The sequence below is a fragment of the Streptomyces sp. NBC_00400 genome (assembly GCF_036048035.1).
Classification (GTDB): Bacteria; Actinomycetota; Actinomycetes; order Streptomycetales; family Streptomycetaceae; genus Streptomyces.
The window spans coordinates 240022-254348 of sequence record NZ_CP107940.1 but is presented as its reverse complement, the minus strand read 5'-3'; the positions used below and the strand labels follow the sequence as shown (position 1 = coordinate 254348).

General features: G+C 70.8%; 11 protein-coding genes. 2 read left to right on the top strand and 9 right to left on the bottom strand.

Annotated elements, in window-relative coordinates:
• Nucleotides 1-20 precede the first annotated feature (20 nt).
• The 5 genes from OHS81_RS01130 to OHS81_RS01110 all read right to left on the bottom strand — a co-directional run bounded on the left by OHS81_RS01130 (nt 21) and on the right by OHS81_RS01110 (nt 6867).
• Nucleotides 21-449: an adenylyltransferase/cytidyltransferase family protein gene (locus OHS81_RS01130; protein WP_328381562.1), complete on the bottom strand. Its 429-nt coding sequence runs from the start codon at nt 447-449 to the stop codon at nt 21-23.
• 38 nt (nt 450-487) lie between these two features.
• Nucleotides 488-1996, bottom strand: a complete 1509-nt coding sequence (locus tag OHS81_RS01125; protein WP_328381560.1) for a fibronectin type III domain-containing protein — start codon at nt 1994-1996, stop codon at nt 488-490.
• Between the two features lie 118 nt (nt 1997-2114).
• Nucleotides 2115-3683 (bottom strand): oligosaccharide flippase family protein, encoded by a 1569-nt coding sequence (locus tag OHS81_RS01120; protein WP_328381558.1) that lies wholly within the window; start codon nt 3681-3683, stop codon nt 2115-2117.
• Complete coding sequence (locus OHS81_RS01115) at nt 3680-5365, bottom strand: polysaccharide biosynthesis tyrosine autokinase (RefSeq protein WP_328381556.1); 1686 nt, start codon at nt 5363-5365, stop codon at nt 3680-3682. The genes OHS81_RS01120 and OHS81_RS01115 overlap by 4 nt, the downstream gene beginning before the upstream one ends.
• On the bottom strand, nt 5362-6867 hold the full coding sequence (locus OHS81_RS01110; RefSeq protein ID WP_328381554.1) for a hypothetical protein: 1506 nt from the start codon (nt 6865-6867) through the stop codon (nt 5362-5364). The genes OHS81_RS01115 and OHS81_RS01110 overlap by 4 nt, the downstream gene beginning before the upstream one ends.
• Before the next feature lie 185 nt (nt 6868-7052).
• Between OHS81_RS01110 and OHS81_RS01105 the strand changes: the two genes are divergently transcribed.
• Entirely contained in the window at nt 7053-8261 is a 1209-nt protein-coding gene (locus OHS81_RS01105) for a glycosyltransferase (protein ID WP_328390822.1), read from the top strand.
• Between the two features lie 273 nt (nt 8262-8534).
• On the opposite strand, the gene OHS81_RS01100 is transcribed toward OHS81_RS01105, so the two are convergent.
• The 3 genes from OHS81_RS01100 to gmd are packed head-to-tail and all read right to left on the bottom strand — an operon-like array spanning nt 8535 to nt 11226.
• Entirely contained in the window at nt 8535-9659 is a 1125-nt protein-coding gene (locus OHS81_RS01100) for a glycosyltransferase (protein WP_328381552.1), read from the bottom strand.
• Nucleotides 9656-10216, bottom strand: a complete 561-nt coding sequence (locus OHS81_RS01095) for a putative colanic acid biosynthesis acetyltransferase (protein ID WP_328381550.1) — start codon at nt 10214-10216, stop codon at nt 9656-9658. The genes OHS81_RS01100 and OHS81_RS01095 overlap by 4 nt, the downstream gene beginning before the upstream one ends.
• Entirely contained in the window at nt 10213-11226 is a 1014-nt protein-coding gene (gene gmd / locus OHS81_RS01090) for a GDP-mannose 4,6-dehydratase (RefSeq protein ID WP_328381548.1), read from the bottom strand. Before gmd ends, OHS81_RS01095 begins: the two co-directional genes overlap by 4 nt.
• A gap of 177 nt (nt 11227-11403) precedes the next feature.
• Here gmd and OHS81_RS01085 point away from each other — a divergent pair, with 177 nt between their 5' ends.
• Nucleotides 11404-12348, top strand: coding sequence for a GDP-L-fucose synthase family protein (locus OHS81_RS01085; protein WP_328381546.1), 945 nt, complete (start codon nt 11404-11406; stop codon nt 12346-12348).
• Nucleotides 12349-12424: 76 nt separating this feature from the next.
• Here the strand turns inward: OHS81_RS01085 and OHS81_RS01080 are convergent, their stop codons facing one another.
• Complete coding sequence (locus tag OHS81_RS01080) at nt 12425-13822, bottom strand: sugar transferase (protein ID WP_328381544.1); 1398 nt, start codon at nt 13820-13822, stop codon at nt 12425-12427.
• Nucleotides 13823-14327: the final 505 nt, after the last annotated feature.

Sequence of the window (14327 nt, the reverse complement as noted above, 5' to 3'; positions counted from 1 at the left end):
CGGAGGTCAGCCCAGCGGGTTCATGCCGGATGCGCAAGCCCGTCGAGTACCTTGCGCAACAAGGAACTCGACGTGTGCACGGTGTAGGGGAAATAGATCACATCGACCCCGACCGTCGCGAAATCCCGCTCGAGCTTTTCACCCTTGGGCGTCCCCCGCCAGTCGTCGCCCTTGAAGAGGACGTCGAACCGCACCTGCTGCCAGGTCTCCAATTTGTCGGGCACCGTCTCGACGAACGCCGCGTCCACGAACCGGACACTGCGCACGATCTCCAGCCGCTCGGTGAGCGGAATAACCGGTGCCTTCCCCTTGGCCTGCGTCGCCATCTCGTCCGACACCACACCGGCCACCAGATAGTCGCACTGGCTCTTGGCGTGCCGGAGAATATTCAGGTGCCCGACGTGGAATAGGTCGTAGACCCCGGGTGCGTAACCTACTCGGTGCGTCATTTACCCCCCACTTGCCCTTACCCCCACTTGCCCTGCGGTCAGTTCCTGGCGGTCACATAGACCGGGCCATTGCGTCCCGAGACATTGGTGCCGTCGGTGACCTCGATCGAGTAACGGTGCTGGGACCCGGGCTCGACGGTGTCCGTGAAGCTCATATTGGGCCGGTTCCAGTAGCGCGAGTCCTGGTTGAGCGAGGTCAGGTACGCGCCGTCACGGTAGATCTTGTAGGTCAGGACGCCGTTGTCCCGGTCCCAGGATGCCTTCCAGTTCAGCGTGATCTTTCCGCGCGAGCCGCTGGAACCGCTGAGCAGCGGCACCTGCGGCGCCCCCGTGTCCGGCGCCGCCGCGAACCGGGTCAGGCCCTGCTGCGGTGCGTCGTTGACGGTGGTGAACTCGCCCCCCGCCCACAGGATCCCGTCCGCCATGGTCAGCGCCCGCGGGCCGATCTGCTCGCCGATCCCGTCGTTGGTGTCCGGGAACCAGGGCAGGATCGTCTTGTCGGAGATCGACTGCGCCAGGAAGTGCTGGCGGTTGTTGATGTCCGTGAAGCCGCCCGGGGTGTCGGAGCAGTCGTGCGCGTGCGACCCGCTGTAGAGCACACCCTTGTACGGCAGCACCGCCTGGGTGGCGCCCAGGCAGGTGTCCTTCCACAGCTGCGAGCCGTCGGACAGCCGCCCGGCCGCCCGGCCGTCGAAGACCCCGCCGCCGGTGCCCTCGGCGCCCAGGTAGAAGTTGGTGCCGTCGTTGACGAGCGTCTTGACGGCCGACCGGTTGGGGATCCAGCCGGTGAAGGAGTTGACGACCTTGCCGGTGGTCGCGTCCAGTCCGGCCAGCGCGTGCACGCCGAACAGGCTCCCGTTCACCGAGGTGAACCGGCCGCCGATGATGATCTTGTTGAGCTTGGGGGCGACCGTGAGGGCGTTGACCGCCGGGGTGGGGTCGTTGCCGACCGAGGAACCCCGGATCGTCGCCTTGAACGGCAGCAGGGTGCTGTCGGGCCGCAGGGCGGCGACCCGCTCGCGGGTCTGCCCCTGGACGGTGCCGAAGCCACCCCCGAGGTAGACGGCGTCGTCGGTGACGTCGATGGCCCGTACGGTCGAGCTGACCGTGGGCTTCCAGTCCGCCCCGATCGTGCAGTCGGCGGTGTTGAGGGCGGCCGTGTTGGACCGCCCCGCCGGGCCGGCCTTCCCGAACGAGCCGCCGATGTAGATCTTCGAGCCGTCGGGCGAGGCCTTCATGGCCCGGATGGTGCCCGTGCCGCCGGTGAACGCCGGCGCACACGGCAGCGGCTGACCGGTCTTGGCGTCGAAGGCCGCGAAGTTCGTACGGGCGACCTCACCGGTGCCCGGGGCCGCACCCGGCGGACGGATGTGGCTGAAAGTACCTCCTACGTACACGATGCCCTTGGCATAGGCCATGGCCCACACGATGCCGTCGGTCTGCCAGGTGCTCAGCGGATCGGCGGTCAGTGTGGATTCACCGGTGGCCTGAGCGGGACCGGCGGTCAGTGCCGTGGACGCGGTACCCAGTACCGCGGCCGCGAGCACGAGATGGATGGTTCTGTTTCTTTGGCGCACAGGTCCCCCCTGGAAGCATGGCGCGATGGGAATTGTCGGGGAAGGAAGCGGGAACGAGACGATTTCTGTGCGGAAATGAGTCCGGTGTTCACCGCGAGTTTTCCGAACCACGCTTGCGTAGCGCACCGAAGAACTCCCCTACCCCCAGCGGCAAACGATAGCGCCAGACGGCGGCCCCGAAAGCCCCAATGGACAAAACAATTCCCAAGAACGCGCCAGGGACGCTGTCACCGAGAAATGTCCGCATGGCGAACACCGGGAGCGCCACCGCCACCACGCCGACCAGCGCGGCACCCGCATAGCCGCGGTCGACGGTGCGAAAGCCCAGCCGGTAGCGGGCCAGCAGTGCCGAGGCGCCGTTGTCCACCACGATCGCCAGGCCCCAGGAGACCGCCGCCCCCAGTACCCCGTACCGCGGAACCAGCCATACGGCGCTGCCCAGTTGGACCACGAACGCGGCGCCGGCAACAGCCAGATTCCAGACACTCCGGCCGGCCATGAGGATGACCGTCTGCGCGTTGCCCACGCCGACGTTCACCAGACAGGCGGCCGCCAGCACCACCAGGCCCGGCGCTCCACCGGAGAAGCCGGGCCCGAAGAGCGAGAGCACGGTCCGCGGGTAGGCGGCGAGGACCAGGAACACGGGCCAGGAGAAGAGCGCGATCCAGCGGGTCGACAGCCGGTGCAGATGCTGGGCGCCCGGGGCGTCGCCGCCCGCGAGCAGGCGGCTGATCTGCGGGGCCACCGCCAGCCGGATCGCCAGTTGGAGCAGTGTCCCCGCGGTGACCAGCCGCCCGATCGCGGTGTAGACGCCGGCCTCGGCGGCGGTGCCCAGCGCCGACAGCAGGATCACTCCGGTCCACACCGCGGTGATGTCGAACACCGACGAGATGGCCCGCGGACCGGCGAACGCCCAGAACTCGCGTGCCTGTGGCGGCGGCCGGCCGGTGCCCGGATGCGTACGGCGGGACCTGCGCAGCGAGAGACAGGCCGCCACCGCACCCAGCACCCCCGGCACCAGCCAGGCCGCGGAGAGCGCGGCCACACTCGGTGCGAGCAGGACCAGCGGCACCGCGAGGAGGACCCGCAGTGCCGGTTTGCCGATCTGCTCGACGCCCACGAACGGCACCACCGAGCCGTACCCGCGGGTGGCCCCGAGCAGTACCAACGCCACCGTCGTCACCGGCAGGAACACCGCGAACAGCCGGATCAGCGCGGCGGCCTCTCCCGGTGCCAGATCGGGCAGCAGCAGGCCGGCCAGCCCCGGGGAGAACAGCAGCGCCGCCGCCCCCGCGGTGCTCGCCAGCAGCGTCGGCAGCACCGAGATGCGCAGCAGACCCGGTACCCCGCCCCCGCCGCTGAGTTCGAGGTCCCGGGAGACGAAGCGGACCAGGGCGGTATCGGCCCCCAGCTTGAGCGTATTGCTCAGGATGGTGAAGGCCGCCACACCGGTGAAGACCGCGCCGGCCCCGCGGGCCCCGAGCCCATGGGTGACCACGGCGACGAGGACGAACCCGAACAGCGCGTTCGCCGCCGAGCCCGCCAGGCCGAAGAGACTGCCGCGGGCGGTCGTGGCGACCCCGCGCCCGCCGCCCGCGGCCGGACCGCGGGCCGTCGGTGCGGGCCGGCCGGAGTCCGCCGGGCGGATGGCCGTCACCTGCGCAGCGAGGTGGTGTCGGCGTCCAGGGGCCCTCTGCCCACCGGCGCGGGGCCGGCGGCGGGCGGCGGCGGGCCGGGCAGCTGCTGAGCAGGCGGTGCCACCGCGGCGGCGCGGGCGTGGCTCCGGCCGCGCTTGCGGTGGGTGGGCCCGCCGTCCGTCAGCCGGCGCAGCGACGGCCCGTGGCTGCCCTTGTCCAGGACGGCACCCAGGATGTGCCCGCCGGCCGTGGTGATCAGCTCCCACACCCGGTCCAGGTCGTCCCGGCGGACTTCGTTCATATCGCACACCACCACGACGCCCGCGGCCTGCTTGGCAACGGCCAGGCCGTCCGCGTGTGACAGCAGCGGACCCGTGAACACCACGACGTTCTCGTTGGGCCCCGAGGGCGCGTTGAGCAGCCGGGCGAACTGCGGGGAGGACAGCGTGCGCGCCGGGTTGGGGACCTCCCGGCCGGGCAGCAGATCGAAACGCCCGTCGACGCCCGCGTCCACGGCGAGCCGTTCGCCGTCCGCCCAACTGCCCGGCACCGGACGGCCGTGGCCGGGGTGCACCGGCAGCCGCTGGGCGAGCCGGGGGGTGCGCAGATCGGCCTCGACCAGCAGGATGTCGTTGCCGATCTCGGCGAATGCACCGGCCAGGTTGACCGCGACCGACACGGCGTCCGCGTTCTCCCTGGGGGCGACGATCAGCAGACTGCCCCGCCCGGCGAACCGCTGGTCGTGCACCAGCCGGAAGGCGATCGTGCGGTAGGCCTCCGCCCGGTTGCCGCGGCCGTTCCGGCCGACCTCCAGCAGCTCCGTTCCCCCCTGCCGGCGCGGCAGGATGCCGAGCACCGGCGCCCGCAGGTTGTCCTGCACATCCGCCACCGACCGGACCCGCGGTTCCAGCACCGAGCGGACCCAGGCCGCCAGGATGCCCAGCACCAGCCCGATCACGGCGCCCGCCAGCAGCAGCACGACGAGACCGGGACTGGACGGGAAGGCGGGCGGATCACCCTTGCGGACGATGTCGCCGGGCGTGGTGTCGAGGGACTTCAGACTGGAGATCCGGCCCTGCAGATCGGCTATCTCCGACACCAGATTGCTGCGCTCGGACTCGTCGGTGGCCCGCCCCGACCCGCTCGCCCCCGCGATCCGCCGGTCCAGTACCTTGCGCTGCTCCTGAAGGGGCTTCAGTTCCTCGCCGAGCTTGCTGACGGTCTTGTCGATCCGCTGGGTCGCGGCGTCCTGACGGTAGTCGAGGTACGCATGCACAAAGGCGTTGACCCGCGCGGACGCCTGGTCGGCGGAGTCCGCGCTGTACTCGAACATCAGGGTCTGGGTCTCGGGCGGATTGCTCACCCGCAGATCGCGCTGGAGCGTGGCCGGGTCGGCGTCCAGCTTGAGGGCCTTGGCCGCACCGGCCGCGACCGACGCGCTCTGGGCGATCTGCCGCTCGGTGCCCATGCTGATCTGCTTGTCCACCGAGACACCGCCGGCCTCGAAGGGCGCCGTGCTGATCGCATGCACCACCACCTCACCCGTCGCTGTGTACGTCGAGCCGCCCAGCACGGACACGGCGGCGCCGCCGAGCATGCCCAGCACCAGCCCGAGCACCAGCAAAGCGCGATAGCGGAGGAGCTGGCGCAGCTGGTCGCGGATCTGGTCCGGCTCCTCCGCGGGCTCGTCGAAGACGCTCACGTACGTGCTCCTCCTGTGGGTTGAGGTGAGGTGACGCGGTGCGCCGGGGATGCCGGTGCGCACGCGGTCTCCTGCGCGGACGGCGGCAGGACCCGCCGTCCCGCCTTACGGGTGATCAGTAGGGGGATGCACACCAGCAGCGCCAGCGGGCCCACGATGGCCATCAGACTGCCGCGCAGCAGCACCAGCTGGTAGAAGCCGAAGGCGGGCACCAGCAGCGCCGCGAGGGTGCCCCGGCGCCGCCGCAGCCGGTGCCGGAGGATGTCGATGCGCCGTCCCACCGCGCCGACCAGGCCGAAGACCGCGATGACCGAGGGGAAACCGGCCCACATATAGGTCTCGACCCACAGCGGCGCGGACAGATTGGTGAAGGTGTAGCCCGCGTGCCGGGCGAGCAGGATGCCCGCGTCATCGGGCTTGCCGGACCATACGGCGCGCGGCACGAAGAACAGCGGCGGGCCCAGCGCGGCCGTCGGGGTGAAGCCATGAGTACGGACGTAGTCCACGCCCGTCTCGATCTGCTGGAACGCGTCATAGTCGCCGTTGGAGGTGAACTGCTCGGCGAGCGAGACCACATGGACCGGTTCCCGCTTGTCGTAGCGGAAGTAGTCGCTGTACGGGAAGACCACCAGCACCACCGCCGCCACGGCCGCCGCACCGAAGCGGAAGGCGCGCGGCCCCCGCAGCCAGGACGCGCTGAAGACCAGCGCCAGCAGGACCGTCCCGGCCCAGAAACGCGGCTGGCTGATGGGGTTGTTGACCACGACGTTCACCGCGATCAGCAGCGGCAGCAGCAGCCACCGTAATCCGCGCAGGGTCCGGTCGCCCTCGGAGAACCGCGGGACGTGCACCAGCGCCACCAGCGCCCAGAACGCCGGTACCGACAGTGCCCAGGCCGCCATGGCGCGGTCCGCGGATCCGGCCGGCTCCGCCGCTGCCGCCGCCTCGTTGGCCGCCTGCCGGCTCAGGAAGAACGCCGATAACCCGCCCTGACCGGGAATCAGCACGACGGCCAGCAGCAGTGCCAGGCCACACAGCAGCAGCACCCGCACCGGCGACAGCCGGCGGGCCAGGAGCGGTTCGAGGACCACGGAGGAGCGCGCCGACCGCCAGGACGCCAGCGCCGAGCCCCCGCTGTAGGCCAGAAGTCCCGCCTCCACCACGGCCGTTGTCACGAACGCGGTGTTCGCGTCGACCATGAACCCCCGCGGATACGCATCCGTCGCGAGCATGGCCAGCGGCGCAAGACCCAGCCAGACATACGCGAAGAGCCAGAAGCCGAAGGCGATCACCCGGGCCCGGACATCCGTCAGCACCCGGGCCAGCGCCCCACCGGTGTGCAGCACCACCACGCACTGCACGGCGAGCGCGGCACCGAGGCGCGCGTCCAGCGACTGCAGGATCAGCACCGGCAGCAGCACCACCAGCAGCAGCGCCCAGCAGCACAGTGCGGCGATGCCACGCACCGGCGCCACGGCGCCCGGCCGCTTCCCCTGCCTCATCGGCTCACCTCCCCCCAACTCCCCACCAGCGATCACAATCTAAGGGACATCGGGAGAACAAGGTCGCCTTCGGGACACAATCGCAACCCAATTCACAGCCCGCGGGCCCCGGCTGCCTCCTACGATGACCGCACATCCTGAGGGGGCCAGTCTTGGAAGACTCGTTTGCGGGCCGGTGTGTGCTGGTGGTCTCGACCAACTACGCGCCCGAACACACCGGCATAGGGCCGTACTCGACACAGATAGCCGAGCACTTGGCCGCATCCGGCGCCGACACCCACGTCCTCGCGGGCATGCCGCACTACCCGGCCTGGCGGGTGGCCGAGGGCTACCGCGGCCGGTGGCGGATACGCGAGCGCCGCGGCGGGGTCACGGTGCACCGGCGGCGGCACACCGTACCGCGGCGTCAGACCGCCCTGCGCCGCGCGCTGTTCGAGGCCGGCATCCTGGCGCACGGCGCCGTGGCACCACCGCGCATCCGCCCCGACGTGGTGCTCACCCAGATGCCCAGTCTGGCCGGGGGAGTACTGGGCGGGCGCCTCGCGCGACAGGCGGGGGTGCCCCATGTCGTGGTCGTCCAGGACCTGATGGGGGCCGCCGCCGAACAGAGCGGTATCCAGGGCGGCGGACGGGCCGCCGCCCTCGCCGGAGCGGTGGAGGCCAGGGTCCTGCGGGGGGCGGCCGTCGTCGGGGTGGTGCACGAATCGTTCGTGGACCGGGTCACGGCGATGGGCGTGCCGCGCGCCCGGGTGCAGGTGGTGCCCAACTGGACGCATGTGCAGGGCCCGAGCGGCGACCGGGAACGGACCCGGGCACGGCTGGGCTGGTCCGAGCAGGAGACCGTGGTGCTGCACGCCGGCAACATGGGCCTCAAGCAGGGACTGGAGGTACTGGTCGAGGCCGCCCGGCTCGCCGATCAGGAAGCCGCGCCGGTACGGATCGTGCTGATGGGCGACGGCAACCAGCGCGCGCACCTGCAACAGCTCGCCGAGGGCGTCTCCTCGCTGTCCTTCCTGCCACCCGCCGACACCGCGGAGTTCCCCGAGGTGCTTGCCGCCGCCGATGTGCTCGCGGTGACCCAGAAGGCCTCCGTGCTGGACATGAGCCTGCCGTCCAAGCTGACCTCGTACTTCATGACGGGCCGGCCGGTGATCGCGTCGGTGGCCGCCGAAGGGGGGACCGCCCAGGAGGTGCTGCGCTCGGGTGCCGGGTCGGTGATCGCCCCCGAGGACCCGAAGGCCCTGCTGGCGGAGGTGCGGGCGCTCGCCGACGACCCCGGGCGGGCGGCCCGGCTGGGAGCACGGGGCCCGCAGTACGTCGAGCAGCGGCTGAGCAGCCGGGCCGGTCTGGAGCGGATCACGGCGCTGCTGCGGAGCGCGACGACAGGCCGGTAGCCGCGGGCGGCGGGGGCGGTGTCCGTCCCCGCCGCCCTGGAGCCTGTCTTCAAAGTCGCGTCGTTCGCCCGTAGGGCGGCCTCGCGGTGTCTGGTGCACTTCACTCGCTCCGCTCGCTCCGTCTCGGCTCCTTATGAAGTCCGTGGATGCCGAGCGCGATCGCAAGGCGGAGGGTCTTCCCGGTACTGGGTGTACCGGGGAGATCCCGACAACGCGGCGAGCGCGCGTGCCAGACACCGCGAGGCAGGCGGGACTTTGAAGACAGGCTCCAGATCACCCGGCGCCGGGCCGGGCGAGCGAGCCGTACAGCTCCGCCAGCCGGTCGGCCACGGCCGTCAGCGAGAACTCCGCCTCGACGGCCTCCCGGCCCGCGCGGGTGACGCGCTCCCGCAACGGGCGGTCCTCCAGGAGTTGCAGCACCGCATCGGCCAGCGCTTCCGGCGAACCGTCGGTCACCAGAGCGGCCTCGCGCCGCTGGAGGGCCGGGGCGATACCGCAACTGTCCGTGCAGACCACCGGCGTGCCCACCGACAGGGACTCCAGCACGCTCATCGGGAACGGTTCGTCAACGCTGGGCAGGACGTACACGGTGGCCCGTGCGGTCCGCCGCACGGCGGCGTCGTGATCGAGGGCCCCGCCGTACGTCACCACTTCGCCGAGCCCTTCCCCGGCGATCAGCCGCCGGACCTCCGCGAGCCGCCCCTCGTCCGAACCGTGCAGGGTGAAGGACACCTCGGGCCGCTTGCGGTGCACCAGCGCCGCCATCCGTACAAAGGCCTCGGGCCGTTTGCGGCTCTGCAGGCGGGCGAGGAACAGCACATCGGCCGCGCTCCGCTCCGCGTCGCCGGGCCGGGTACGGACTCCGTTGGGCAGCCTGACCAGGCGCGGACCGCGCGGCCCCAGCACCTGCCGCAGCCCGGCCTCTTCCTCGTCGGTGAGCACCAGTGCCGCCGCCGCCCGGCGCAGCAGCGGGACATACACCCGGTCGAAGATCCGGGCCACCGCCGAGCGGCGCGGCTGGACCATGCCGTGTGTCTGCACCACGAAGGGGCGGCGGCGCATCACGGCCACCGCGAGCGCGGCCAGCGAGACCAGATCGCGCCCGGTGTGCAGATGCAGCGCCTCGGCCCGTCCGGCACTCCGCCAGAGCAGCGGCAGCAGCCCCGGGTGGAACAGGCCGAGGAACCCCTGCCCCGGCACCAGGGTGCGGGCCGGCCGGGCCCGGAGCGGGACTCCGTCCACGGACCGCGGGGGTGCGCCCCGCCCCCGCCACAGCGAGATCAGCTCCACCCCGTGGCCGCGCGAGGCCAGTTCGCCCAGCTGCCCCGTGGCCACGCTCACCGGGCCGCCGTACGCCCCGTCATCGCTGACCAGGGTCACGACATGGGTGATCCTCATACCGCACCCCCGGTGGTGTGCACGGCACCCGGGGGCACATCGCGGTGGGCCACCGCACCGGCGCCGACCACCGCACCCGCCCCGACGGTGACACCGCGCAGCACCATGGCGCGGGCGGCCACCCAGGACCCCTCCGCCAGATGGATCGGCGCATTGTCGAACTCGAAGGTGGGCGAGCGCCGTTGATGGCTTCCGGTGCACAGCACGGCGCCCTGGGACACGCAGACGTCACGGGCGATGCTGATCGGCTCCAGGTTGATCAGCCAGGAGTCCTCACCGAGCCAGACGTCGTCGCCGACCGTCAGTTTCCACGGCCACTGCACCCGCACCCGGTGCCGTATCAGCACCCGTTCGCCGACGCGGGCGCCGAAGGCCCGCAGCAGCGGGGGCCGCAGCCGCGGCGGGCACCACCACTTCATGAACACCAGGTTCAGCACGGCGAACCAGGCGGCCTGGGTCAGCAGCCCCCGGCCCTTGTCGTAACCGGCGCCGGTGAAACCGCGCAGCCGGCGGTCGGTGGCGGCAGAGGCAGAGGGAGAAGCCGAGGTAGAGGTCATCGGTCCACCCGCACCCGGTGGCCGGAGAGCTCGTCCGCCAGCTGCCGTACATCCGACTCGACCATGATCCGGGCGAGTTCGTCGAACTGCACCTTCGCCGACCAGTCCAGCAGGCTCTTGGCCTTGGACGCGTCGCCGATGAGCGCATCCACCTCGGAGGGGCGCTCGTACTTCGGGTCGAAGCGCACATGGCGCTCCCAGTCCAGCTCCACGGTGGCGAAGGCGGCCTGGAGGAAGTCACGCACGGTCGCGGCCACACCGGTCGCCACCACATAGTCGTCGGGCTCGTCCCGCTGGAGCATCAGCCACATCGCCTCCACGTACTCCGGGGCGTAGCCCCAGTCGCGGACGGCGTCGAGGTTGCCCAGGTAGAGGTGTTCCTGCAGTCCTGCCTGTATGCGGGCCACCGCGCGGGTTATCTTGCGGGTGACGAAGGTTTCGCCCCGCCGCGGGCTCTCGTGGTTGAAGAGAATCCCGTTCACGCCGAACAGGCCGTAGGCCTCACGGTAGTTGACCGTGGACCAGTAGGCCATCACCTTGGCGCAGCCGTACGGGCTGCGCGGGTGGAAGGGCGTCGCCTCGTTCTGCGGCGGCGGGGTGGCGCCGAACATCTCCGAGGACGAGGCCTGGTAGAGGCGGGTCTGCACTCCGCTGGCGCGGATGGCCTCCAGCAGCCGTACGGCGCCCAGCCCGGTCACATCGCCGGTGTACAGCGGGGCGTCGAAGGAGACCCGGACATGGGACTGGGCCCCGAGGTTGTAGACCTCGTCGGGCTGCACATCACGCAGCAGGTTCACCAGGGCGACCCCGTCCGAGAGGTCGCAGTGGTGCAGCAGCAGTCTGCGGTCCGGGGTGTGCGGGTCCTGGTAGATGTGGTCGATGCGCTCGGTGTTGAAGCTCGACGAGCGTCTCATCAGCCCGTGCACCTCATAGCCCTTACCGAGCAGCAATTCGGCGAGATAAGAACCGTCCTGTCCGGTAATACCGGTGATAACCGCGGTTTTCGGCATGGCTTCCCCCCACGAGAAGTGATGTACATCGGGATCGGTCGATCGAATTCCCACGCGCCGGCGGACCGCGGGGCGTGGACGCTACCCGCTCCGTGGCCGGTGGTCGAGAGCGGAGTGCGGCAGATATTTCCTGAAATAGCCGATGGACGTATCGGGATGGCTGACACAATCCGCCCCATGGATGACTTGCTGCCCACACCCGCCCGTGTCTTCGTCGCGGGCCACCGAGGCCTGGTGGGATCCGCCGTGGCCCGGCGGCTGACCGCCCAGGGCTATGACGTGGTGACCCGTACACACGCTGAGCTCGACCTGCGAGATGCCGATGCCACCGCAGAGTTCCTGCGCGCCGCACGGCCCGATGCCGTCGTCCTGGCAGCCGCCAAAGTCGGCGGAATCATGGCCAACAGCACCTACCCCGTGCAGTTCCTGGAGGACAACCTGAGCATCCAGCTCAGCGTCATCGCCGGTGCGCACCAGGCCGGAGTCCGCCGTCTGCTGTTCCTCGGATCGAGCTGCATCTACCCCAAGCACGCCGCGCAGCCCATCACCGAAGACGCCCTGCTGAGCGGGCCGTTGGAACCCACCAACGAGGCGTACGCGATAGCCAAGATCGCCGGACTGGTCCAGATCCGCTCCTACCGCCGGCAGTACGGAGCCTCGTTCATCTCGGCCATGCCGACGAACCTCTACGGGCCCGGCGACAACTTCGACCTGGAGACCTCGCACGTCCTGCCCGCGCTCATCCGCCGCTTCCACGAGGCGAAGGAGAAAGGGCAGGAGGAACTCACGCTCTGGGGCACCGGCACCCCCCTGCGTGAGTTCCTGCACGTCGACGACCTGGCCGCGGCCTGCGAGGTGCTGCTGCGCCGCTATGACGGTGACGACACCGTCAACGTCGGCTGCGGCGAGGACCTGACCATCGCCGACCTCGCGTCCTGTGTCGCCTCCGCGGTGGGCTATGAGGGGCGGATCGCCTTCGACCCGTCCCGCCCCGACGGCACCCCGCGCAAGCTGCTCGACATCAGCAGGATGCATGCGCTGGGCTGGTCGCCCACCATCCCGCTGGCCGAAGGCATCACGCGGACCTACCGGGCGTGGCGGGAGGAGGCGGCCCGGGTGTGAGCGGGCCCGTCCCCTGGTGTGCGTCCGGCGCCCGCCCCTCGGCGAGGCGCCGGCCGCACACCGGAGCCCTGTGCGGCTAGTAGGCACCGCGCCCGTCCACCACGGCGCGCACGGTCCGGACCAGCACACCGATGTCCCTGCCGTAGGACCAGTTGTCCACATAGCTCAGATCCAGCGCGACGGTCTCGTCCCAGGAGAGGTCGGACCGGCCGCTGACCTGCCACAGACCGGTGAGTCCCGGCTTGACGGATAACCGGCGGATCTCGGTCCCGTCATACCGCTCGACCTCCTCGGGAAGCGGCGGCCGCGGCCCGACCAAGGACATATGGCCGGTCAGGACGTTGAACAGCTGGGGCAGTTCGTCCAGCGAGAAGCGCCGCAGCAGACGGCCCACCCGGGTCACCCGGGGGTCCCGCCGGATCTTGAACATCGCCCCGTCGTGCTCGTTCGCCGGCTCCAGCGCGCCCCGCATCCGATCGGCGGCGACCACCATCGTGCGGAACTTCCACATCCGGAACGGCATCAGATCCCGGCCGATCCGGATCTGCCCGTAGAACACCGGTCCTGCGGTGGTGAGCCTTATGGCCGCGGCCACGGCGGCGAAGACGGGGGAGAGCAGCACGAGCAGCAGCAGGGCACCCAACCGATCGGTGACCTGCTTCAGTAACACCGGAAGCCGCCGCCGGCCCGCCGGGTCGATGTGCATCACCGTCAGGCCCGCCGCCTTGGCGAGCCGGACCCGGTGCTGTGACACATCGATGAGTCCCGGAAGTATGGCCAGATTCCGCCCCCCGTCGTGCAGCGCCCAGGCCAGTCGACGCACCCGCGCGGCGGAGAGCTGACGCCCCGGCGCCACGAACACGAGATCGGCATCGAGCTGAGCGGCGCACCTGAGGACGGTCTCCCCGTCCGGCGCCCCCTCGGGTGCCTCCCCGTCGCAGGCGAGCCGGGCGGGGACGGGCAGCGCCGAGTCGGTGGCTTCCTCTCCCACGAGACAGCTGCCGACGACGACGTATTCGTGGTCGGTACGGTGCGCCAGCTCCGCGAGCACCACATCGACGGCGCCCGCCTCCCCTACCACCAGGACGCGTCGCAGCGCCTGCGCACGACGGCGCATGGCCAGCAGATAGCGGTGGACGAGCCGGCGCCGGACCATGCTCAGTCCCAGGCAGGGCAGCAGCGCGAGCACACAGACCCCGAGGTCGACCTCGATCCGCGCCCCGACACAGACGACGGCCAGCACGCCCAGCATGGTCAGCCAGTCCCGCACGACCGGCAGCACCGTGTTGCCGTTGCTCAGCTCCTCTCTGGTGTAACGATTCTTCGTTATGCCGACGGCCAGCCACGACAGACCGGCCAGCACCGCCGTGAGCCACGGCTGCGGCTGCCGCGTCACGGCACAGAGCATGCCGACCGGCACCAGGGCGCCCAAGGCGTCCACGGCCCACGCCAGCCGCACCAGCCAGCGTTCCATCGGTTGGTGCCTGCCTGACTCGCTACGCTGCGGCGTGCGATCCACCTCGGCTGTTCCGGCAGGTGATTCGATCACCCGAGACCCGGCAGCTTCGAACAACCCCATGGCCCCCCACTTGGTCGTCCCCTCATTCCGGCGCGGCTGGAGCCCCCCGGCCATACAACCGCCTCCGTGTCGGACGTGACGCTAGAGCACGGTGCGCCCGACTGCTGTGATTTACCTATTTTGAGTGTTCTTGTGTCCGATTGTTTACAAGCCAACGGTCGCGTGATCCGATTTCGGCCGTTGTTCCGGCGCCCGGACCGGGCGCGCCGCACCGCTCGTACGCGGCCGCCGGACGTTCCGGTGTGCGCCGCCCGCACCCTGCTGACGACACTGTGCCCGGATACCCGAACTCGGCGGCACTCATCCCCAGTTGTGGCTGCTGCGCAACCTGTCGGAGAGCGACTCTTCCGCCCGGATCCGTGTGGTGCACACCAACGCCGAGCGCAGGCAATGGCGGCCG

Bases quoted from the DNA above. Each gene is read 5' to 3' on its own strand.
- OHS81_RS01130 (WP_328381562.1), bottom strand. From the start codon at position 449: ATGACGCACCGAGTAGGTTACGCACCCGGGGTCTACGACCTATTCCAC.
- OHS81_RS01110 (WP_328381554.1), bottom strand. From the start codon at position 6,867: ATGAGGCAGGGGAAGCGGCCGGGCGCCGTGGCGCCGGTGCGTGGCATC.
- OHS81_RS01100 (WP_328381552.1), bottom strand. From the start codon at position 9,659: ATGAGGATCACCCATGTCGTGACCCTGGTCAGCGATGACGGGGCGTAC.
- OHS81_RS01095 (WP_328381550.1), bottom strand. From the start codon at position 10,216: ATGACCTCTACCTCGGCTTCTCCCTCTGCCTCTGCCGCCACCGACCGC.
- gmd (WP_328381548.1), bottom strand. From the start codon at position 11,226: ATGCCGAAAACCGCGGTTATCACCGGTATTACCGGACAGGACGGTTCT.
- OHS81_RS01085 (WP_328381546.1), top strand. From the start codon at position 11,404: ATGGATGACTTGCTGCCCACACCCGCCCGTGTCTTCGTCGCGGGCCAC.
- OHS81_RS01080 (WP_328381544.1), bottom strand. From the start codon at position 13,822: ATGGAACGCTGGCTGGTGCGGCTGGCGTGGGCCGTGGACGCCTTGGGC.